Source organism: Clostridium sp. chh4-2, assembly GCF_002899675.1.
Taxonomy (GTDB): Bacteria; Bacillota; Clostridia; order Lachnospirales; family Lachnospiraceae; genus CHH4-2.
The window spans coordinates 140,753-160,807 of the sequence record NZ_PKUU01000013.1 but is presented as its reverse complement, the minus strand read 5'-3'; the positions used below and the strand labels follow the sequence as shown (position 1 = coordinate 160,807).

Annotated in this window: 20 protein-coding genes; 7 read left to right on the top strand and 13 right to left on the bottom strand. The window is 45.7% G+C overall.

The genetic code is table 11. The features are described from left to right. Positions 1-2 precede the first annotated feature (2 nt). On the bottom strand, positions 3-569 hold the full coding sequence (locus C0033_RS15110) for a UbiX family flavin prenyltransferase (RefSeq protein ID WP_103228708.1): 567 nt from the start codon (positions 567-569) through the stop codon (positions 3-5). Between the two features lie 114 nt (positions 570-683). Here C0033_RS15110 and C0033_RS15105 point away from each other — a divergent pair, with 114 nt between their 5' ends. Continuing rightward, positions 684-1,562, top strand: coding sequence for a LysR family transcriptional regulator (locus C0033_RS15105; RefSeq protein ID WP_180994753.1), 879 nt, complete (start codon positions 684-686; stop codon positions 1,560-1,562). On the opposite strand, the gene C0033_RS15100 is transcribed toward C0033_RS15105, so the two are convergent. Together C0033_RS15100 and C0033_RS27090 are read right to left on the bottom strand one after the other, a co-directional pair. After that, positions 1,563-3,026 (bottom strand): UbiD family decarboxylase, encoded by a 1,464-nt coding sequence (locus C0033_RS15100; protein ID WP_103228706.1) that lies wholly within the window; start codon positions 3,024-3,026, stop codon positions 1,563-1,565. Positions 3,027-3,435: 409 nt separating this feature from the next. Then, the gene (locus C0033_RS27090) at positions 3,436-3,609 is read right to left on the bottom strand and encodes a hypothetical protein (RefSeq protein ID WP_180994752.1); all 174 of its coding nucleotides are present in this window, start codon (positions 3,607-3,609) and stop codon (positions 3,436-3,438) included. Between the two features lie 16 nt (positions 3,610-3,625). Between C0033_RS27090 and C0033_RS15095 the strand changes: the two genes are divergently transcribed. Then, a complete protein-coding gene (locus C0033_RS15095) occupies positions 3,626-3,856 on the top strand; it encodes a hypothetical protein (protein WP_103228705.1) in 231 nt (76 codons plus the stop codon). Between the two features lie 248 nt (positions 3,857-4,104). Here C0033_RS15095 and rd read toward each other — a convergent pair whose 3' ends face one another. The 6 genes from rd to C0033_RS15065 form a co-directional block, all read right to left on the bottom strand. Then, positions 4,105-4,263 carry a rubredoxin gene (gene rd / locus C0033_RS15090; protein ID WP_103228704.1) on the bottom strand — a complete coding sequence of 53 codons (159 nt, stop codon included), beginning with the start codon at positions 4,261-4,263 and terminating at the stop codon, positions 4,105-4,107. A gap of 195 nt (positions 4,264-4,458) precedes the next feature. Then, positions 4,459-6,480 carry a PTS sugar transporter subunit IIA gene (locus tag C0033_RS15085; RefSeq protein ID WP_278320756.1) on the bottom strand — a complete coding sequence of 674 codons (2,022 nt, stop codon included), beginning with the start codon at positions 6,478-6,480 and terminating at the stop codon, positions 4,459-4,461. Between the two features lie 141 nt (positions 6,481-6,621). Further along, positions 6,622-6,930, bottom strand: a complete 309-nt coding sequence (locus C0033_RS15080; RefSeq protein ID WP_103228703.1) for a PTS fructose-like transporter subunit IIB — start codon at positions 6,928-6,930, stop codon at positions 6,622-6,624. 30 nt (positions 6,931-6,960) lie between these two features. Next, positions 6,961-8,028 carry a PTS fructose transporter subunit EIIC gene (locus C0033_RS15075; RefSeq protein WP_103228702.1) on the bottom strand — a complete coding sequence of 356 codons (1,068 nt, stop codon included), beginning with the start codon at positions 8,026-8,028 and terminating at the stop codon, positions 6,961-6,963. 5 nt (positions 8,029-8,033) lie between these two features. Next, positions 8,034-8,486, bottom strand: a complete 453-nt coding sequence (locus C0033_RS15070; protein ID WP_103228701.1) for a fructose PTS transporter subunit IIA — start codon at positions 8,484-8,486, stop codon at positions 8,034-8,036. Between the two features lie 227 nt (positions 8,487-8,713). Further along, positions 8,714-10,237, bottom strand: a complete 1,524-nt coding sequence (locus C0033_RS15065; protein ID WP_103228700.1) for a metallophosphoesterase — start codon at positions 10,235-10,237, stop codon at positions 8,714-8,716. A gap of 498 nt (positions 10,238-10,735) precedes the next feature. Here C0033_RS15065 and C0033_RS15060 point away from each other — a divergent pair, with 498 nt between their 5' ends. Then, positions 10,736-11,101, top strand: a complete 366-nt coding sequence (locus tag C0033_RS15060) for a zinc ribbon domain-containing protein (RefSeq protein WP_103228699.1) — start codon at positions 10,736-10,738, stop codon at positions 11,099-11,101. Between the two features lie 344 nt (positions 11,102-11,445). Next, positions 11,446-12,399, top strand: a complete 954-nt coding sequence (locus C0033_RS15050) for a leucine-rich repeat domain-containing protein (RefSeq protein WP_103228697.1) — start codon at positions 11,446-11,448, stop codon at positions 12,397-12,399. 235 nt (positions 12,400-12,634) lie between these two features. Here C0033_RS15050 and C0033_RS15045 read toward each other — a convergent pair whose 3' ends face one another. Continuing rightward, positions 12,635-13,927, bottom strand: a complete 1,293-nt coding sequence (locus C0033_RS15045; RefSeq protein ID WP_103228696.1) for a galactokinase family protein — start codon at positions 13,925-13,927, stop codon at positions 12,635-12,637. Positions 13,928-14,096: 169 nt separating this feature from the next. Between C0033_RS15045 and C0033_RS27085 the strand changes: the two genes are divergently transcribed. Together C0033_RS27085 and C0033_RS27080 are read left to right on the top strand one after the other, a co-directional pair. Then, on the top strand, positions 14,097-14,237 hold the full coding sequence (locus C0033_RS27085; protein WP_180994751.1) for a hypothetical protein: 141 nt from the start codon (positions 14,097-14,099) through the stop codon (positions 14,235-14,237). A gap of 311 nt (positions 14,238-14,548) precedes the next feature. Next, entirely contained in the window at positions 14,549-14,767 is a 219-nt protein-coding gene (locus C0033_RS27080) for a hypothetical protein (RefSeq protein WP_180994750.1), read from the top strand. 503 nt (positions 14,768-15,270) lie between these two features. Here the strand turns inward: C0033_RS27080 and C0033_RS15030 are convergent. From C0033_RS15030 to C0033_RS15020, 3 genes are read right to left on the bottom strand one after another with little or no spacing between them, the layout of a single operon-like run. Beyond that, complete coding sequence (locus C0033_RS15030; RefSeq protein WP_103228693.1) at positions 15,271-15,546, bottom strand: 4Fe-4S binding protein; 276 nt, start codon at positions 15,544-15,546, stop codon at positions 15,271-15,273. Beyond that, entirely contained in the window at positions 15,543-17,486 is a 1,944-nt protein-coding gene (locus tag C0033_RS15025; protein WP_103228692.1) for an FAD-dependent oxidoreductase, read from the bottom strand. Before C0033_RS15025 ends, C0033_RS15030 begins: the two co-directional genes overlap by 4 nt. 24 nt (positions 17,487-17,510) lie before the next feature. Continuing rightward, positions 17,511-18,926 carry a sodium:solute symporter family protein gene (locus C0033_RS15020; protein ID WP_103228691.1) on the bottom strand — a complete coding sequence of 472 codons (1,416 nt, stop codon included), beginning with the start codon at positions 18,924-18,926 and terminating at the stop codon, positions 17,511-17,513. Positions 18,927-19,387: 461 nt separating this feature from the next. On the opposite strand from C0033_RS15020, the gene C0033_RS15015 reads away from it, so the two are divergent. After that, positions 19,388-20,032: a GntR family transcriptional regulator gene (locus C0033_RS15015; RefSeq protein WP_103228734.1), complete on the top strand. Its 645-nt coding sequence runs from the start codon at positions 19,388-19,390 to the stop codon at positions 20,030-20,032. The last annotated feature ends 23 nt before the right edge of the window (positions 20,033-20,055 follow it).

The following is a 20,055-nucleotide window of genomic DNA, read 5'->3' as shown; positions in this document are numbered from 1 at the left end:
CGTTATCCTTCCCATCTCACAAAATTTTCATACTCATATCCCATATGATCCATGATCTTCCCAACAATATGGTTAGTGGCGTCTTCGATGGACTCGGGGTGATTATAATAACTGAGCATCGGAGGCAGAATCGTCACTCCCATCCGGCTCAGTTCCAGCATATTTTTCAAATGAATGGTGCTCAAGGGCGCTTCTCTTGCCACCAAAATAAGCGGGCGTCTCTCCTTTATCATCACATCTGCCGCCCGCAGAAGCAGATTTTCACTAAAACCATTCGCAATGCCCGCCACGGTTTTCATGCTGCTTGGGACCACCACCATGCCGCCGCATTTCCAGGAACCGCTGGCCATTGGCGCGCCCAGATCATGATTATCCCAGATCCGGTCCGCCCATTGCCGCAGCTCCTCTTTCTCCATCCCGCATTCCTGTCTGAGGGTCATTTCCCCGCCCTTTGTGATCACCAGATGAATCTCCGCCTCTTTTATCTCTTTCAGCGCTTTTAATAACGCCACGGCTATGGGCGCCCCGCTGGCCCCGCTGATTCCCACCGCCCAACGTTTTCTATCCATACTTATCCCCTCTTTTCCAAACGATTAACTTTACAAAGACTCCAAAAACACCTACAATATATTCCATAATGGAATTAATAGATGAGCAAATACAACAAAACGGAGGTATTCCGAATGAACATTCTCAGGCTGAACTACCTGATAGCGGTTGCGGAAAGCGGCAGTTTTTCAGAAGCTGCACAGCAGCTATATACCACACAGTCATCCGTATCAAAACAGATCATAGCTTTGGAAAAAGAGCTCCATGTCCGCCTTTTTGACCGGACCAGCCGGAAGGTTGAACTGACCGAACAGGGAAAAATCGTTCTTTCCCACGCAAAAAAACTGACCGCAGGCTACAATGACATGATGGCCCAGCTTTCCGCATATGAGCAAAGCTGTCGAGGACACCTGTCCATCGTCTCCATCCCGGTCATGGCACAATATCAGATCACATCCATACTGGCAGATTTTAACCGTCTTTTTCCCGATATCACACTGAACGTGAAAGAGATGGAAACCTTTGAGATGCTTTCCGCCTTAGAAAACGGATCTTACGACCTGGCCTTTATGCGCAGTGAGATGCTGGACGATTCCTACGAAACATCCAACATCTGCAAAGACCGATTTGCCACCGTTCTTCCCCTGAACCACCCGCTGTCATCCAGAGAGGAAATCTCCCTTTGCGAACTGAAAGACGAATCTTTTTTACTCTTAAACAAAGGCACTCTCCTATACTCCTCCTGTATAAATGCCTGCCAAAAAGCGGGATTTTCTCCCAAAGTAACCTATACCGGAACCAGAATTGAAACGATTGTGGAACTGGTCATTCAAAATATGGGCGTTTCCCTCATGATGGAACAGGCCGTTTCCTATCTTCAAAACCAAATGATCCGAATCGTCCCCCTTACGGAACACATTGACAGCTATATTTCCCTCGTCCGGCTGAAAAACCGTACCATGTCTCCGTCCGCCGCCGCATTTTGGAACTATGTAAAAAGCAGGAATTCCTGATTATTCCAGCCACTTTTTATAATCCACCTCTAAAAATTCAGCCCGCTTAAACCGCTCTTTCTGGCCAAATGGAACCGTGCAGTCAAAAATCGTCTTACAGCTGATCCCACGGTCCGCAATGCCGGAATAATACTCCGGGGACTGGGACGGATCTAACGGATGGCATCTGACGCCCGGAATCATAATTGTATCCACATTTCCCTGATACCTTGTATTCAATGCCCAAAGCACATCATTTGTATCGAAGATATCCACATCCTCGTCCACCAGGAATATATGCTTCAGCTCCGGAAACGCGGAAAATGCCAGCAGCGCTGCCTGTCTCTGCCTTCCCTCATCGCTCGGCACGCTCTTTTTAAACTGTAGCACAGCCATGTATTTGCCGCCTCCGGCAGAATGGGCGTAAACATTCAAAACTTTCCCCGGCATCGCCCGTTCCACCAAATCCAGAATGCTGGCCTCCGTAGGAATTCCCGCCATGGTAACATGCTCCTCGCTGGGCCCGATACAGGTCTGCATGATGGGATTCTGTCTGTGTGTCACCGCTTTAACTTTGATCAGCCAACACTCGCTGCTGGCCGGCCCTGTATATCCCGGAAATTCCGGCATGGCATATCCGGTGCGGCTGTTCTGGTCTTCCTGAACCCGGATTCCCGGCTGGACTTCCCCTTCAATCACGTATTCCGCATTGGCGATAGCATGTTCCGCCACAGTAACGCAGGGAGCCAGCTCTACCGCCTTCTTTCTAAGAGCCCCGGCGATTGCCAGCTCATTATAACCCAATGGGGTTGTAGGCGGTTCAAAACAAGAAGCTATTTCTATTGCCGGATCTACCCCGATGCTGACAGAGATCGGCAGCGGTTTTCCCAGCTCTTCCGCCCTCTCTGCCATAGCTCCGATATGCCTTGCTCCCGGCGTGAAGAAAATGCTGAGCTCATCCTTCCCCTGAATACATAAACGGTGAATGGTCACATCTGAAATCCCGGTATCCGGATGGGTTGCATAACACATTCCCATAGTAATATAAGGCCCTGCATCCTGAGGCGTATTGGTAGGAGCAGGCACCAGCTTATTCAAATCAAAATCCGGCTCAGAAGCCAGATGCACAACTTCCTGGCATTTCGGCTTTTCCGATATAACCGCCGGCTGAATGGGATGATTAACGCTGTCTCTTAAAACCCAGCCCAATTCTTCCGGTCTGCATCCTAAAAACATAGCAGCCCTCTGCCGGCTTGCTAAAAGTCCAATGGCCACTCTCGCTCCGGGATGGCCGTTCACCCGGTTAAAAATCATGGCCGGCCCCTGTTTAGTCGGCCGCTTCACCGTCCCTCCCGCCCCAATATAACGGTACACACCGGACAACTCCGCCATAGGCTCCACCGGAACATCAGTTTCCACCAGCTGACCTTCCATCTTTTTCAAATATTCCAATGCGGTTCTCAAATCACAAATCTCTTCCATTATTGCCTCCTGACATTATCTTTTATAGATGTTTTCCTTTAACCTCTATTATAAATTCCCGCCTTCATGGAGACAATTCAGTTTTAGCGCTCATCTATTCCAATATAGAATAGATAAACCCTCGCATTAAAATTGTTGTTTAACTGAGTTGGCGAATGGTACGCACGGAATGGGGAGGCGGAGCCGGGAGAGGCAGGCCGGAGGAGCCGTCCGAACCGGGGAAGGAAGATGCAGCCGTATGGGATTCGGGATTCGCCCCTAAGAACCACTAAGGTCCGTAAGGACAGGACGAGGCAGGCCAGCGCCATTCGCAGTGAACTCTTTATGACTTCGCTGCTCAGAGGCGCTTTAAAAACTGAGACGGAAATCAGTTTTTACCTGCCTCGTTCTGTCCTTACGGGCCTAAGTAGTTCTAAAGGGGTTCCATACGATCCCATACGGCTGCATCTTCCTTCCCCGGTTCGGACGGCTCCTCCGGCCTGCCTCTCCCGGCTCCGCCTCCCCATTCCGTGCTGGTTTTCGCTAGCCTGGTTAAAAGCAATGTTATACATTGGTATTTACGTAAAGCCAAATTTATATAGATCACGAAGAGATTTTCGGAAATGCCTTCAGGTTTTACTTTAATCGTCAAGGCATTTCACAAAATGACCTCACCCTTTACATTAAATGGTGAAGGCATTTCTGAAAAAGCCTTCACCCTTGATGTAAAAATTTACGCTACCATCCACCAAATCTTTTTTTCCTCAGCCAGCCAAGCAACAGCCGGAAAGAAGGGGAAACCTGGGCGGGCGGCGGAACTGGAGAAAGGCAGGGGATCGTGTGCAGACCCTTAGTAATACTTGGTCGGCAAGAGTGGAAAAAGGCAGACAAATACTGAATTCCGAATCAGTATTTGAGGCGCCACTGAACGATGAAGTCATAAAGAGTTCATCGTGAATGGCGCCGCGCTGCCTTTTTTCGCTCTTGTCGGCCTAGTATTACTTAGGGTCGTAACCCGAATCCCCTGCCTTTCTCCAGTTCCGCCGCCCGCCCAGGTTTCCCCTTCTTTCCGGCGTTTCTTAATTAAATAAAAAATTTAATCTTATGCCTCTACAAATACGTCTTTTCCTAAACCGCAGATCGGGCAAACCCAGTCGTCCGGAATATCTTCAAACGCTGTTCCCGGTGCGATACCGCCGTCCGGATCACCTACTTCAGGGTCATACTCATATCCACATGGTTCACAAATATATTTCTTCATATTAAAATACCTCCTGTTATCTATATTTTCTTCTTTTGATGTTTATACTATACCAGAGATCATTCGATCATTCTGTTGCATTTGCAACATTTTTAAAAATTAATGAAAATTTTTTATCACCCTCTAGTATTTGCTCTTTCACTGATTTTATTTATCCTTCTATTCCCACTTTTCTCCAATTCAGCCGTCATTTTTCTATGACACCTCAAATTCATAACGGAGAATGGTCTGATAGATATCCTCTTCCGACCGGCACTGCTCCAGATCATGAATCAGCGGAGTGGTCTTCACCATGCGGACCAGCGTGACCACAGCCGGAATATGCTCCTTAGAATCCTTACTGGCCAGGAAAAATACCACCTTTACCGATTTATCCCCGAACTGCACCGGCTGTTTATTAACCAAAAGGCTTAAACTGGTCTGATGGATTCCTTCATTTCCCTTTCCGTGAAGCAGTGCAAACGCCCCGTCCGACACCGCGTAAAAGCCCTGTTCCTCTATAAAATCAATGGTATTCTGCACATAGCTTTCTTCTATAAAAGACCGGTCCTGCAAAAGCCGTGCGCTCTGTGCCACCGCCTGTTTCCAGGTCAGCTTTAAATCCACCAGGCGGATGCAGTCAAATTTCAGGAAATTGGTAAAATTCTTGGCGCTGTTGACCGATTTCACCGTCTGATACCCCAATTCCTTTTCAATCACTTCCATAACCCGTTTCCGGTTTGCCTCATCCAGAAATGTCAGTTTTTCCTCTATGGAATAATAGCTGGACAAAATCATTTTTCTTGGTATCCCAAGCTTATCGAGAGCCGCGCGGTCCTCCATCTGCAGAATCGGATTCAGCAAAATACACGGTTTCGGCAGTTTATTGTTGAGCTTCACGGTGGTCAGCACATAATCGATGGCCGCCCAATCCGGATAAGAGGTGATCTTATAGAGCGGAATAGTATCAATAATATGGAGCTGGTACTCGCTGAGCAGCGACTCCTTCAGCATCGTCGTGGTGCCGTATCCATGGCCGCAGACCAACAGCACCCGCTTATAGGGCGCTCCCTTCATCCTCTTAATGCTGGCCATAAAACAAATGGTCAGATACACCAGTTCATCTTCGCTGGTGATCTCACACAGCGTATCCAATTCCCTGCAGACTTTTGAAAGGATTCCGTATAACTGCTTCTCTTCCTCACCCATCAGCTGCATCATATTGTCCCTGATATCGATGTGGTTTTCGATCCTCTGAATCAGCGGTACCATGTGGTTTAATAATCCTTCCAAAAGGGTTTTATCCTTATCCAGAGGCATTTCCAATTCCTTAGACATCCGGGAAATGAGGGAAAATGTAACCGATTCCGCCCGGAGCAGATCCACATTTCCGTTTAACCCGGCAAACTTATTGGTGAAATCAAACAGTTTTGCCATGAGCCTGATATTGTTTTCCCCCACCGGCATGCCCAGAATCTGTTCCAGCTTCACCGAAAAACGGTCAAATTTCTCCTTATCATATTCCGTTTCCACGGGAAGATCCAAAGGATATTCCTTATTGTGGATAATAAACCAGATCACGACCATGATATTGGACATATACCAGGAGTAGGACGCCTGGGTCAGCGTGCATTTTAATTCCTCCAACAGGGCATTTACGGCCAAAACCACGTTGGGTATGGAAATCCCTTCAAATGCCTTGTGTATAATATGAATGCAGTAAAATTCATAGGAATTATAATTAGTAAATGGATTGATCAGATAATTGATATATTTCTTAAATTCCTGGTTCAGCAGGCTGGTTCTCTTCTTTCTGGGACCGGCCAGATAAAAATGATCGGAGTACTCAATGCTAAGGCCATCCTTTTTCAGTTCTTCCTCTAAGGCCGCCATATCATTTTTAATGGTGGATCTGGACACCTTAAACAGCTCGCTGAGCTGGTTAATCTTTAAATCTTCATTTCTGAGCATCAGAATAAGAAGCAGAATAGACATCCGCTCCTTGCTCGTATAAACCACTTCCGATTCTTCTTCCAACAGGCTGATATCCAAGTCCTTGGGATAAATCAGCATTCCTTTCGAGCCCTTTTCAATAACAGGAAGTTTTTCCAGAGACAGGGCATCGTTGATCCGGTCAATATCATACCGGATGCTGCGTTCCGACAGCTTCAGCGCCGCCGCCGCTTCCTTATAGGTCGTCTTCCTGCTGATGCTCAAATACCGTACAATGCTAAGCATTCTTCCACTAAACATAAGCCCCCGCCATTCCGAATGTAAATTATGATAGAAAAAGTAATTGTGAAAATACGGAACAATTACCAGAAAGAGGAGAATGCTCCCCATCTCCTCTTTCCAAATACTCCCCTTATTAATGAAACCTTACTGAAATGTATCCTGAATCTTCTTCATTACAGCGTCTGATTTCTTGATTAAATCAGAAACTCCCATTTTCAGAACCTTTTTCCCTTTAAAACGGTCCAGACCTTCCAGCGCCACGTCATTTACCAAAACCACGCATACAGCCTCATCGATATCCTTCTGGGTCAGCTGGTTTTCAACGCCTGCGCCTCCCTGTGTTTCAATCTTCACATCGATTCCAAGCTTCTGTCCTGACAGTTTAAGAGCCTCCGCTGCCATATAAGTGTGTGCTACCCCAGATGGGCAAGATGTAATTCCTACTACTTTCATATATTTTCTCCTTCCGCCATTTCCGGCTTATTATAATTCATCAAATGTGATTTCGTCTAATCCGTCATCGTCTGATTCCACCTTTGCAGGTGAATCGTCCATGTTGTTCTTCTTTAATAAGTTTACCATAAGTGCGGTCACTAATCCACCTGCTAATACGGAAATTACATACCAGATACGTCCTTCTACAACCGGCAGAACGATAATTCCGCCCCAAGGAGCATGATTCAATACTCCGGTTAAGAAAGGAATGATGTTTCCGACAACAGCGCCCACAATCAGAGACGGGATAACGCGCAGCGGATCATTTGCTGCAAATGGGATCGCTCCCTCAGTGATTCCCACACACCCCATGAGGATTGCGGCTTTTCCTGCTTCTTTTTCTTCTGCGTTATATTTTTTAGGTGCTAATAAAGTTGCGATTCCCATACCGATAGGAGGTGTACAGATTGCTACGCCAACGCCGCCCATTAAGTAAGGAAGGGTATCCACCTGTGTCTGTGCAAATAAGGTTGCTACTTTGTTGATAGGGCCGCCCATATCAAATGCCGTCATAGCGCCCAGAATAGATGCTAACGGAACCTTGCCCACGTCGCCAAGACCGGATAACCATGCGGTCAGTGACTGCATAATAAATGCGATCGGAGTACCGATACCCCATACGATAATACCGCCTGTAATAAATGTTCCTACCAACGGGTAGATGAAAATGGAACCCAATGTTTTCAAAGAAATCGGAAGCTGAATTCTCTTTAACTGTTTTACAACCACACCGGCGATTAAACCTGCCGCCATACCGCCCAGGAAACCTGCGCCCATGCTGTTGGCAAGATATGCGCCGATCATACCGGGAGCCAAACCGGGTTTATCCGCTATGGAATAAGCGATGTATCCGCCGAGAACCGGAACGAATAAAGTCAGTCCGCCAAGACCGATCTGTGCCAAACCGGCCAGCCAGCCTTCCGTAGGAGTTGCAGCTCCCGCCGGATTCAGCATAACCGAGATAGAAAATAAAATACCGCCGGCTACAATAAATGGAATCATATGGGACGTACCCGTTAATATATGTTTTTTAAGAATCTTAATCTGCTCTTTCATATTAATTACCCCTCCAAAACTTCTACAAGAATTTTAAATACCTCATCTTTTGTGCTGTTTCTCAGTGATTCCCTGAAATCCTCATGCATCAGCTTTCTGGACAGATTCGCCAGAATCTTCATGTGGGTATCCCCTGCTTCTTTGGCCGGAACTGCGATCAGGATCACCAGATCGGCCGTTTCCCCGCTCTCCTCATTCCAGATCACCGGCTTAACCGTTCTTCCAAAACAAACGGAAGCTTCCAGCACATGATCGGTCTTTCCATGAGGCAGACCCATTTCAAATCCTACGTAAGTCGGCGCGATGGCTTCCCTTGCCAGCACATCCTCAAAAAATACTTCTTCATCCGTAATCTTTCCCGCCGCGTGAAGTTCCTTCACAAGAGCTCTGATTACATCCTTTTTCTCTGCTGCGTCAATATCAAATACAATACAATTTTCACTGATTAACTGATTCATACCTTACCTCCAACCTATTTCTTTCCAAGCGCTTTGGTTTCTCTCGTTCTTACATGTCTTATCATAAACTCCCCGGGCCCATTTGAACAGATAGAACATTTGCAAAAAATTTTTACACAAATTTACCCCCTGCCCGCTGCAAATAAGAACGCGCCGGCGGCCGAAAACCATTCCCTGATTTTCAACCGCCGGCGCGCCCGGCTTACAGACAGGCTCCTGTATCCCGCCTATCTCTCCTCTTCCCAGATAAAATTTTCCCGGGTCATATCATTTAACATATCGTCAATATCCGTCCTATACCTGTGATCCGGCCGATTCCTCTCCCACAGCCGGTATGCGCTGCTTCTCCTCACTTCCTTAGCATCCACAGCCTCGCCGCGGCAGTAATCATAATAAATATCCGCATACAGCCCGGTCATGGCTTCCCGGTGTTCTTCCGGCAGGTTTTCAAGCTCCCGATCCACCTTTCCCGCCATCACCTCTTTTAAAAACCAGCGGCTGTATTCATTAAAATGGAGCAGGTTCTCATCGATTTCCCCTTCCTGCCGCCTGGCCCATGCTTCCACATCCACAGATTTCACATGATAGCTGAGGCTTCCATCCTCCCCCCATTTCATCACGCCGTACTGGCAGGGAGGCATGGCAAAGGAGGTATTGATGATCTCACTGATTCCATATGCGTCCACATCCGCTCCCGGCTCCGGCCTATGCTTTTTTATCCTCTGTAAATGCATATGTCCGCTTAAAAACACCGGAACATCATTGGCCTCTAAAAGATCCACCACATCCATATTATCGTCCATCTTGCACTCGGTGGTATACAAACGGCTTTGATCCAGAATGTTGTGATGGGCGGCCGGTATCACCTGAATCCCCAGCTCTTTGGCCGCATCAAACTGCTCCTGCATCCACAAAAGTGTCTCCGGCTTTATCCTTCCCACCACCAGATTTTTCGGCTCATACTGACAGGAATCCAGCATCATCAGCCAGTTTTTATCATCCAGCTCCCATATATAACTCAAAGAATTTTCATCCCTGGCCAAAGCTTCCTCATAACCGAATTCGCCATAGATTTCCGCAAATTCCTCCGGCCCGATGTCTTCCGCCTTCCCGGCCTCTTTCCCTATGTAAGATTTCGCATTTTTCGTATTGATATCATGATTTCCCGGAATCACGACTACGTCAATTCCCGCTTCCTCCACACGTTTCAGCTTCTCAGCCAGCTGCAGATGGCTTTCCTTTTCCCCATAAAAAGTCAGATCGCCTCCCAAAACCAGCGCCGTAGGCTCTGCCTCAATCACTTCATCTAAAAATGCATCAATAATAGGAGAAACATAAGGAATAATCTTGCCGTCGTCCGCCGCAACTCTCTTTTTAAACGCCTCGCCGTCATCGAATAAAGAATCCGCAAGCAGATGCAGATCGCTGGCAAATATAATCTCCGGCGGCCCTTTCGGCTCCTCTTCCACCTGTTCCGGTTCCGCTTTTTCTGTCCTATGCCACCCCTTTTTCCATGCAGGAATCGTTTCCTGCGGGGCCGTCTCCTCCTTTCCATCGGAAGGAGTTGCCTCTTTCGTCTCTTCCTCCGCCTCAGAAGGCGTAGCCTCCTCATATCCGCCCGTTTCCGTAGTTTCCTCTATCACAACCGGATGATTCGGCTCCGCAAGCTTAGATACGATATATACGATTCCAAAACAGCCCGCCAACAGAAGAATATAGGTGAGCAGAGTTAAAAATCTATGTAATTTCATATTTTACCTTTCCATCGTTCAATTCCAAGGTATTATCTTAGCATACAACTATGGGTTAGTCAAAAAATATGGAGGGTTTAAAACTTAATATTTGATTAAGATTCATGTAAGCATTTATGCGGCTTTCCGGGAGTATTTGTTGCTATCGTGTTGCTAACGGATTAATTACCTTTACTGAAACCTTGGTGATGTCTTCCATTGCGTTTCTGCATGTTTGAATTCAGCCAGCAGCCGTACGGCGCATATTCCCTATAGGATAACTATATTATTGAATAGTTGAATATTTATTAATAAATTAGTAACCGTTCATCCTGCCGGAGCAGGCGCAGGTATCAGAAGGCTGAACGCTTACATAAATTATTGTATTAAATAATAAGAATATTGAATTTGTATGAAAAATAAGGTATAATGTAGTACAAACTTATATAAAAATATTGAATAGCCTGATATTTTCTTCCAAGAGGATATTATAGGCACATAAAAGTAGGGGGGAAAGTTATGGCTTTAATAAAATGTCCTGAATGCGGGAAACAAATATCGGATCAAGCAGAAAGTTGCCCTAATTGCGGATATCCTATTCACGGCTCGAAGGATCTTAAAGAAGTAGTTGAAATACAAAAAACAATACAAAAGATAGAGAAGGCCAAAAAAACTAAAAATATTTTGATTGGCTCACTCATTGCAGCAATACTCATAATAGTGATAGGCGTTTCATATTATCAGTCTACTTCGTTAGAGAGAAGCAAAAAGAGATTGGAAGATTCAAAACAGCGGTTTGAAAATTCGGTTCAAGAATTAGACGAACTGGAAAGACAGCTGGACGAAAATCAAAGACTGATAGATCAATATAACAATAGTAATTAAGCCGCCATTCATGAAGCATTGGAAGGCGCAGATCCGGCGCAATCGCCAGATCGTACAATAATACTGCAGCCAATGTTGGGATACAGAGTTACAAGGTTAGTTTTTGGGGAGGTCATAATGGCTTCCCATTTTTTATTTTTCCCCTGATCCCGGATACTGGAGTGCTCATCCCGTTCTAAAGTAAACGTAACCGGCACTATAATCATACGGGTACCATATTTATTCTCCAAACAAAACTTTAAATATTATTAAAAAAAGTGAGAATTTGTACTATTTTTGTTATATAATTAATAGATAAAATAGGAAAGGAAAAGTATGAATACATTTTTCATACAGGAAATATTATGCCCTTTGTTCCAGGCATCTGTACTCAATGCGGTGCCACCATATCTGTAGATAATGAAAGTGATTGTATGGTATGTCCATACTGTAAAACACCGTTTATTTCTGAGAAAGCTATTCACAATTTTAATAATATATACAATATTAACGCACAAAATGTATATATACAAAATGGCTCAGCAAATAATGATTTTGATATAGTCGCCGGCGTTTTAAATAGCTATAAAGGGAAAAGCAGAGATATCATCATTCCACAGGAGGTATTTGAAATTGAAGACCACTGCTTTCCTAGCAATATAAAAAATGTTGAATTTCCAAATAACCTGGAAAAAATCGGATCTGCTGCCTTTGATCAATGTTATATGCTGGAAAAGGTAGAACTTCCTAATAGCGTTAAGTTTATAGGAAGTTATGCATTTAGAGGCTGTACAAGTCTGACTGATATTTCACTCCCTAATACTTTAAAAGAGATAGGAGCAGGCGCTTTTGAAAATTGTACCAGCCTGCTGAGCATTACGATTCCCAATAGCGTAATCCGGATCGGAGAATCTGCATTTCGTAATTGCAGAAATTTAAAGACCATAACTATTTTAGGTGATTTAAAAACAGATATCAGACACATCTTTCCTAAATGTGAAAATGTTACGAAAATAGTGATCGAGGGTGAAATGATACGCGGTTCTTTCGGTGAATATGATAGTTTTCCCAAACTTCAGGCAATTACCAGCAGCAAAAAGCAAATAGAGGTAATGGCCCTTAATAATCCCAGTTCGCCTATCTATAGCGTATTCTTCTCAAAATTAACGGAAGAACAAAAAGAAAATCTGGCCTTAGAGTACCTGGGATCAAAATTTTCTATGGATTATCTGCGCTTTCATAAGAGATGTATTCATTGTGGCGGTAATATCGCAAAGTTTCGTGGTTATTGTAAAATATGTGGTAAACCGGTTGAATAGGATAGCAGATCATAATTAAGAAACAGATATGAACTATATTTTTAAGCAAAATTTATTTATATCACCTGAACTGAACGTTTTACTGAATAAACGAAAAACACCTTATCGTTCAACGCTTCCTTTCTCAGCTTTCTGAATCAATTCCATCATTTTTTCTACATCAAAAAATCAGGTCTGGTAAACCCAGACCTGATAACTTATAATATTACATCTTCTTATTACTCTTCCAATTCCACTACCCAATCAGCCTGTTCAAACAAACCGCTCCATACGGGCGAATGCTCATCCGGTATGCATTATTTTCTCCAATGGCTTTTTCCATATAAGCCACATATTCATCCACAACCTCGTTAGGAAGCATAGCCATAATAACGCCAGCAAAACCGCCTCCATGAACCCGGCACGCTCCAACCTGCTTTTCTGCGATAAACAGTTCTGTCAAAGCGAGAGCGACTGTAATCCCCTGCTCCTGGTAATTGCTGTTGGTAAAGCAGTTCTGAAGCCATTTCCAGGAAGAATTTCCGGATGCCGTGATATTTTTAAGGAAATCATCAAAGCGGTTTTCTTTCAATGCCGCCACTTCCGCCTCTACCCTTTTGTTTTCCTCGAAGAAATGAAGAGCACGTAAAACAGAACGATCACCTGCAAATTCACGCACTTTCTGAAGATTTTCAATAACATCCTGTTCCGATATTTCCGAACAATATTCTTTTCCAAAGTATTCAGCCACCTTTTTCATCTCTATAGGTACAGAAGAATAATCCTCGCTCAAATCCGCATGGCCTTTTCCCGTATTCACGATAATCAGGCTGTGATTATGAGCTTCGAAATCAAATGCGATCTTTTCCACCACCGGAACCGCCGGTTCCATGAAATCAATGGTGATTAAGCCGCCTACCGCACAGGCCATCTGGTCTAACAGGCCTGACGCCTTATTCCAGTATTTATTCTCCGCATATTTTCCGATATGGGCATATGCAACCGTGTCAATTCGTCCTTCATTAAAGAACTCATTAATCATGGAACAGAGAAGCATCTCAAATGCCGCCGAAGAACTCACTCCCGCAGAGCTGATCACATTACTGGTAATATAAGCGTCAAATCCGCCAATCTCATACCCCGTATCCTTAAAGCCTGCCAGCAGCCCCTTAACCAAATCAATGGTTCCCGCCATCTTTTCGCTGGGTTCCAAATGGTTTAAATCAATGCTGAAACTCTGATTAAATGTTTCGCTTATAATATTCACCTTAGAAGAATTGTTCTTCGCCGCCACCCCGACACAATCCAGATTAATACTTCCGGCCAGAACCTTTCCATGATTATGGTCCGTATGATTGCCGCTAATCTCTGTACGGCCAGGTGAACTAAACAAAAGCATATCCCGAGAAGCAAATGCTTTCGCAAATTTATGTATCAGATCTTCATAGCGTGCTAAGTTATCGGCAATCTTGTTTTCCCCGTACAACTCCGCCATCAAAGCCTTCGCCTTATCCTCCTGCAATAACTGGATCAACTCATTTTCTTTCATGATCGTATTCTCCTTTTCCCTGAATGCCAACTGTATTGAGCCACTCGTCCGGCCAACCAGTCATTGACAAAAGTATATCACAGCCAGCCATACAAGGACAATATAATATTCTCCGAAAATGTTATATTTTTTAATCATCTATCCCCCCCCAACTGGCTAAAGCTTTAAATTGTTATTTAACGGGGTTGGCGAGAGGGACGCACAGAATCGGGAGGCGGAGCCGGGAAAGGAAGAGCACAGGGGCCGTCCGGGCCGGGGGAAGGAAGATGCAGCCAAATGGGATTCGGGATTCGCCCCTAAGAGCTACTAAGGCCCGTAAGGACAGAACGAGGCAGGCCAGCGCCATTCGCAGTGAACTCTTGATGACTTCGCTGCTCAGCGGCGCTTTAGAAACTGAGGCGGAAATCAGTTTCTACCTGCCTCGTTCTGTCCTTACGGACCTAAGTAGCACTACAGGGGTTCCATACGATCCCATTTGGCTGCATCTTCCTTCCCCCGGCCCGGACGGCCCCTGTGCTCTTCCTTTCCCGGCCCCGCCTCCCGATTCCGTGCTGATTTTCGCTAGCCCAGTTAAAAACAATGTTATTGAATTGGTATTTATGTAACGCCTAATTTACATAGATGATGAAGGGATTTTCAGAAACAACTTCGGGTTTTACTTTAAACGTCAAGGCATTTCGCAAAATGACCTCACCCTTTACATTAAATGGTGAAGGCATTTCAGAAAAAGCCTTCACCCTTGATGTAAAAACTTACTCTCCCATCCATCAAATCTTTTTTCCTCAGCTAGCCAAGCAACAGCCGGAAAGAAGGGAGCATCCGGGCGGCCGGCAGAAATGAAAAGGCATAGGGGATCGTGTGCAGACCCTTAGTGATACTTGGTCGGCAAGAGCGGAAAAAGACAGACAAATACTGAATTCCGAATCAGTATTTGAGGCGCCCTTGAGCGATGAAGTCATAAAGAGTTCACCGCGAATGGCGCCGCGCTGCCTTTTTCCGCTCTTGGCGGCCTAGTATCACTTAGGGTCGTAACCCGAATCCCCTATGCCTTTTCATTTCTGCCGGCCGCCCGGGTGCTCCCTTCTTTCCGGCGTTTCTCAGTTAAATAAAGATTTCCTCATAATTTCTTAATCAATTTTATTTTTTGTTTATAGCGTGGTCAAACTTTCGCCACAATTTCAGGCTATACTTATAAATGTAATAAGGAAGCCAATCCTTTTCATTTATATAAGCTTCGGTGCATGAGTAATCAGACCCCAGCCGAAGCCCCTTATCTTCAATGAAGATAAACTTTTTCATACTCAGCCCGCAAAGTTCCCCCACTTTGCGGGCCCTCCTTATGTTTAGGGTACTTTTTTGTTAGGAACGAATTTTGCCTGGTTCATGACTGGGTGCTGCAGTTTTATGGCTCCTTTGTTTGGACAGGCCATCACGCAGCTTCCGCAGTAATAGCATTCTCCCGGATAGACGACAATCGGATGTTTTCCCTTTTCAGGGTTTGGAAGGAAGATATCCACCTGGCACACGTTGGCGCACTGATTGCAGCCTATACATAAGCTGTCATCAAATACAATGGGCCTGGCGCTGCAGGGAACTACGGATGCTTCAAATTCTTTCATTCTGACTTTTCCTCCTTACCTATATAATCCTGATTTCTCTTTTCATACTCCGTTTCCACATCACCGAAATATCCCAACGGCACGCGTCCCCGCACCGGCTTTCCGTCTTCCATGCGGATGGTGTAAAAACAGCGGTCCTCTTCAGGGTCTTCCTGAGGGAAATCGCTTCTTTGGAAGCAAAGCGGTTTCGAACTGGATTCCCGGAACAGACAGGCCTGCAGGATCATCCTGGAAACTTCCAGAATATCCAGCACCTCGTGGGTTCTCATCAGATCATGAGGATTTTTGCAGGAAAGCTGGGGCACAATCTCCTCTTCATAGCCGTTCAGCACGTTTAAGCCTTCCTCCAGCAGCTCTCTGCATTTGATTTCGCCGCAGTAATTCTGCATCGCTTTGGAGATTGCCATGTTCAGTTCTCTCCACTCCAAACCGTCTTCCACATTCAAAGGCGCATAAAGACGGGCTTTTTCCTTTTCAACCACTTCCCGGTCCGCCTCAGTGATATCCACATTTTCTATGGCGTCGGCCGCCTTTCTTCCCGCATAATATCCGGTGGCCGCAGCAAAACCGCAGCAGTCGGATGCGAACAGCTGGTCTCCGGCCGCATAGATACCGTCGATATTCGTCTTCAAATCCCAGTCATGCATGATGCCGCCCGGTGCTCCGAACAGCTGTCTCTCTTGTCCTAAAAAGCTGGCCGACTGCCATCCGGTTCCATAGCTCTGAAGCATATGCCTGGTGGGGTCAAATCCGCGTTCCGTGTAATTTTCCAGAATCGGAATCTTCGTCTTTCCTTCCTCTCCCACCATCATGCCCCAGATCACTTTCCGTTCCATTTCCGGCATACGGCTTAAATCCGCATAAAATGGGAGCTTATACCCCCGTTTCATCAGTTCTTCAAAGTCCAATGTCTCTGGTCCGCGGTACTCGTATTTGGCCTCGTCAATCACTCCGCCTTTTAAGAAAAATTTCTGTCCGGGAGCCGGGTAGTACCGTTCCGACACGGTTTTTAATTCATTTCCATCCCGGTCAACGTAAGGAATCTCCACGCCTCTGGCATCCACCATGGTAGCCGCATACCATGTATTATGGTTATTTCCGGCCCCGTAAGGAGGAAAACTTCTGCCTGCTGCGGAAAATTCCCCTTTTACGGATTTTTCCATCATCGTAAATTCGATTCCTGCCCGGTATCCCATGGCATGACCGCTTCCGATACTTTGGGTCGGCCGGAATTCACATAATCCGACCAGATCCGGGTTGAACAGCCACACTCGGGCAGGACGTGACATGGTGAGTATGGTGGCCTTGGATTGGAAAATCATAAATTTTCCGGTGCGGACATTCATTCCCATAGCTCCGGTTCCACGCTTCTTTCCGCCGATCACTGCCGTCAAAAGTCCGGTAGCCTCCGTCCGGTCATAGACCTTCACGCCCAGACGCAGCAGTTCCTTATAAAGCGCCGGTTTAAACGTGCTCCCCCACACTCTCAGGGTGAAACGGTTTTTATAATCATAGGCAAACATCAGCTTTGTTTCATCATCCCTGAATTCAGCGCCTTTAAACTCATCTTCCGTATCCCGGATTTTGCCACCAAAGGATTCCATATCCAGAAGGCGGTCATATCCTTCCCTGCATTCAATATAATGGGCGATTCCATTGCTGTAATAATCCTGTTCTTCTATATATGCTTCCGCGATTTCCTTGGGCGTTACTTTGGAACAGGGATTGCTGCAGGCGGATTCCCAATGGTCAAATCCGCTTCCCGCAGAACCGCTTCTCACCGTAGCTCCCTTTTCCACCAAAACAACGGATTTTCCCTTTCTGGCCGCCGCGATCGCCGCATAACAGCCTGCCAGGCCGCCGCCAAGCACCAGCACGTCGCTGTTGACAACCTCTTCCTGATCCGTTTCATTGCCATAAGGCCATTTGTATGTACTCATTGATTTTCGTCAACTCCTGTTTTTCTATTTTCTGATTTTTGCCCCTTTATCATTGAGGCTGACCACCACCAGCACAACCGTGGATACCGCATAGGCGATCATCAAGGATAAATCCACATTGATAATTCCATATAAAGGACCTGGAATACCGATGAAAAATGATACCACACCCACGATACCGCCTGCAACCGCCGCCGCAAATGCCCCTTTTCTCGTAGCCCCTTTCCAGAGCAGACCGCCTAAAAGAGGAATTAAAAGACTTCCCATATAAGGATAGTTAAATATAATCATAGCGTCCAGAATATCCGTCATCTTAAATGCAAATAAAATTCCCGCAATGCTTCCGCCAAACACGGCAATCTGAGAAATCGTCTTAGCCTTTGGAAGTTCATCTAAATTCTCCACCTCAGGATGCAGAAACTTATTATACAAATCCCTGGAAAATGAAGCCCCTAATGACAGGATCACACAGTTTGCACTGGACATAGCCGCTGAAAGAATGGCCGCAATCACGATTCCTGCCAGCACTGGAGGTAAAACTCCGGTAGCCGCTATGGTAAAGATTCCATCCGTTACGCCCGGGAACAGTTTAACCGCCGCAGCTCCCACGGTAGAACACAAGGTTCCGATGATGATAACAATAATTCCTCCGCCGATGCAGCCTTTGGTAGCCGTTTTCGCATCCTTAGCCGACTGTATCCTGGCATAAGCGTCGTAAGACACTGAGATGGAAAGGAAAAACGGCAGTACAAGATAGATAAATTTCGTAAACATGCCGGAAGGAATAAATGGCGTCGCATAGATTTCCCCAATGCTTCCCCCCGCATGCACATACTGGATCAGAGTCGCAATAGCCAAGATCGGAATGCCGATCACAATGATGGTAGTCTGGATCACATCGGTGAGAACCACGCCCCACATACCTCCGATGGTGCAGTAAATCAGGATTACCACTGCGGTAATCACAACGCCCACTTTAAACGGAATGCCAAAACCCGCCAAAATTCCTCCACAGGCCAAAAGCTGAGCGATAAAAATACCGAGAAGGCTGGGAACATTGCTGAGCCATGCCCACAGACGGATTCCCTTGCTGTCGCCATACCGCTGTGCAAAGAAATCCAGGGGCACATACCCTTCCTGCTCCCGCAGCCTTCTAGTCGTTAAAAGCCCGGCCAGAATCAGGCCGCCGCCACAGCCGATGGAATAATAGATTCCAGGCCAAATTCCATAGTTATAACCATTTGTCGCACTGCTCAGCACAATTCCAACCCCGATTTGTACTGCCGCCAGTGTAATGGCTGTCATAATACTGTTCAGATTCCGGCCCGCTACCAGAAAATCCGATGCCTTTTTATTTTTTCTGCTGGCATAGATTCCTGTGCCTATCATGGATAACAGGTAAATGGCACAAACAGTCACAATAATTGTATTGCTGCTCATAAAAAAATCCCTCCTAAAGTTTTTAAAATTATGCTGCAATTCACAGCCATAGTGGGCACTGCCGTCAGTCCAGGCCCGGGCTGTGAATTGCAACATAATTTTACCATTTAACGCGTTAAATTGCAATAGACATTTTGCAAAATGCAAAACGCAAAATGCATAATACCTCAGTCATCAAAAGTAAAATCCGTCTCAGCGCATGATATGATCCGCTTGAACCGCGTATTTCTGTATGTTACAATAAATGCAGACAACCATTTTATCACCAAATGTAACGATTCAGAGGGGTATCTTCTTGCATGGCCCATGGCCATACAAGAAGCATCGGAGGTTCCTCCGATGTGAATATTGATACAAAAATCCGCTTACAAGCAAGCTTGACACTGATTTTTGTATCAATATTCCCGTCCTCTAAACCGTTATCACTGAATTACACAAAACTTGCTGAAATGAGGAATTCTATGGCATTAAATAAAAGCACACTATCAGAACAGATCTATCAGATTTTAAGAGATGATATTTTAAAACAGAACATCCGCTGTGGGGAAAAGCTGACCTTAAAGCTTTTGATGGAACGTTTCCAGGTAAGCTCCACCCCTATCCGGGAAGCCCTGACCCGCCTTTCCCAGGATCATTTAGTCAGCTACTATTCCAATATCGGGGTCAATGTCATCGATTTGAAGCCAAAAGATTTAAAAGAGATTTATGAATTTATGGGCGATTTAGACGGGCTTGCGATCCGCTATGCCCATGCACATTCCCATCATGACCAGGTAGCCGAAGCGGTCAGACTGGTGTTAGATAAGGCCGGAAAAGCCATAAAAGAAGATGATGCGGATAACTGGTGCTTCTATTCCGACCAGTTCCACCTGGAATTTTACGAATTCTGTCAAAACTCCCATCTGAAAGAATCGGCGGCGCGGATGCGCAGCCAGCTGACCATCTTCTCCAATCAGTATGGAAAGGATGCCGGAATTCAGGCTGATATTCAAAAAGAACACGAAGCTATTTTTCAGAAATATCTGGATGGAGACGTTGAAGCCGCGGTCCAAATGATGAAGACGCATCTGGAAAATTCTTTAAAACATGCGCTGGCGCTGGTCTGACCCGCCGGCGCTCTCAATTTTCA

Excerpts from the sequence above, each read along its gene's own strand:
- C0033_RS15015 (WP_103228734.1), top strand. The coding sequence starts at position 19,388 with ATGGCATTAAATAAAAGCACACTATCAGAACAGATCTATCAGATTTTA.
- C0033_RS15045 (WP_103228696.1), bottom strand. The coding sequence starts at position 13,927 with ATGAAAGAAAATGAGTTGATCCAGTTATTGCAGGAGGATAAGGCGAAG.
- C0033_RS15070 (WP_103228701.1), bottom strand. The coding sequence starts at position 8,486 with ATGAATCAGTTAATCAGTGAAAATTGTATTGTATTTGATATTGACGCA.
- C0033_RS15020 (WP_103228691.1), bottom strand. The coding sequence starts at position 18,926 with ATGAGCAGCAATACAATTATTGTGACTGTTTGTGCCATTTACCTGTTA.
- C0033_RS15080 (WP_103228703.1), bottom strand. The coding sequence starts at position 6,930 with ATGAAAGTAGTAGGAATTACATCTTGCCCATCTGGGGTAGCACACACT.
- C0033_RS15095 (WP_103228705.1), top strand. The coding sequence starts at position 3,626 with ATGCCTTCAGGTTTTACTTTAATCGTCAAGGCATTTCACAAAATGACC.
- C0033_RS15060 (WP_103228699.1), top strand. The coding sequence starts at position 10,736 with ATGGCTTTAATAAAATGTCCTGAATGCGGGAAACAAATATCGGATCAA.
- C0033_RS15065 (WP_103228700.1), bottom strand. The coding sequence starts at position 10,237 with ATGAAATTACATAGATTTTTAACTCTGCTCACCTATATTCTTCTGTTG.
- rd (WP_103228704.1), bottom strand. The coding sequence starts at position 4,263 with ATGAAGAAATATATTTGTGAACCATGTGGATATGAGTATGACCCTGAA.
- C0033_RS15075 (WP_103228702.1), bottom strand. The coding sequence starts at position 8,028 with ATGAAAGAGCAGATTAAGATTCTTAAAAAACATATATTAACGGGTACG.
- C0033_RS15025 (WP_103228692.1), bottom strand. The coding sequence starts at position 17,486 with ATGAGTACATACAAATGGCCTTATGGCAATGAAACGGATCAGGAAGAG.
- C0033_RS27080 (WP_180994750.1), top strand. The coding sequence starts at position 14,549 with ATGATGAAGGGATTTTCAGAAACAACTTCGGGTTTTACTTTAAACGTC.
- C0033_RS15050 (WP_103228697.1), top strand. The coding sequence starts at position 11,446 with ATGCCCTTTGTTCCAGGCATCTGTACTCAATGCGGTGCCACCATATCT.
- C0033_RS15105 (WP_180994753.1), top strand. The coding sequence starts at position 684 with ATGAACATTCTCAGGCTGAACTACCTGATAGCGGTTGCGGAAAGCGGC.
- C0033_RS15085 (WP_278320756.1), bottom strand. The coding sequence starts at position 6,480 with ATGCTTAGCATTGTACGGTATTTGAGCATCAGCAGGAAGACGACCTAT.
- C0033_RS15110 (WP_103228708.1), bottom strand. The coding sequence starts at position 569 with ATGGATAGAAAACGTTGGGCGGTGGGAATCAGCGGGGCCAGCGGGGCG.
- C0033_RS15030 (WP_103228693.1), bottom strand. The coding sequence starts at position 15,546 with ATGAAAGAATTTGAAGCATCCGTAGTTCCCTGCAGCGCCAGGCCCATT.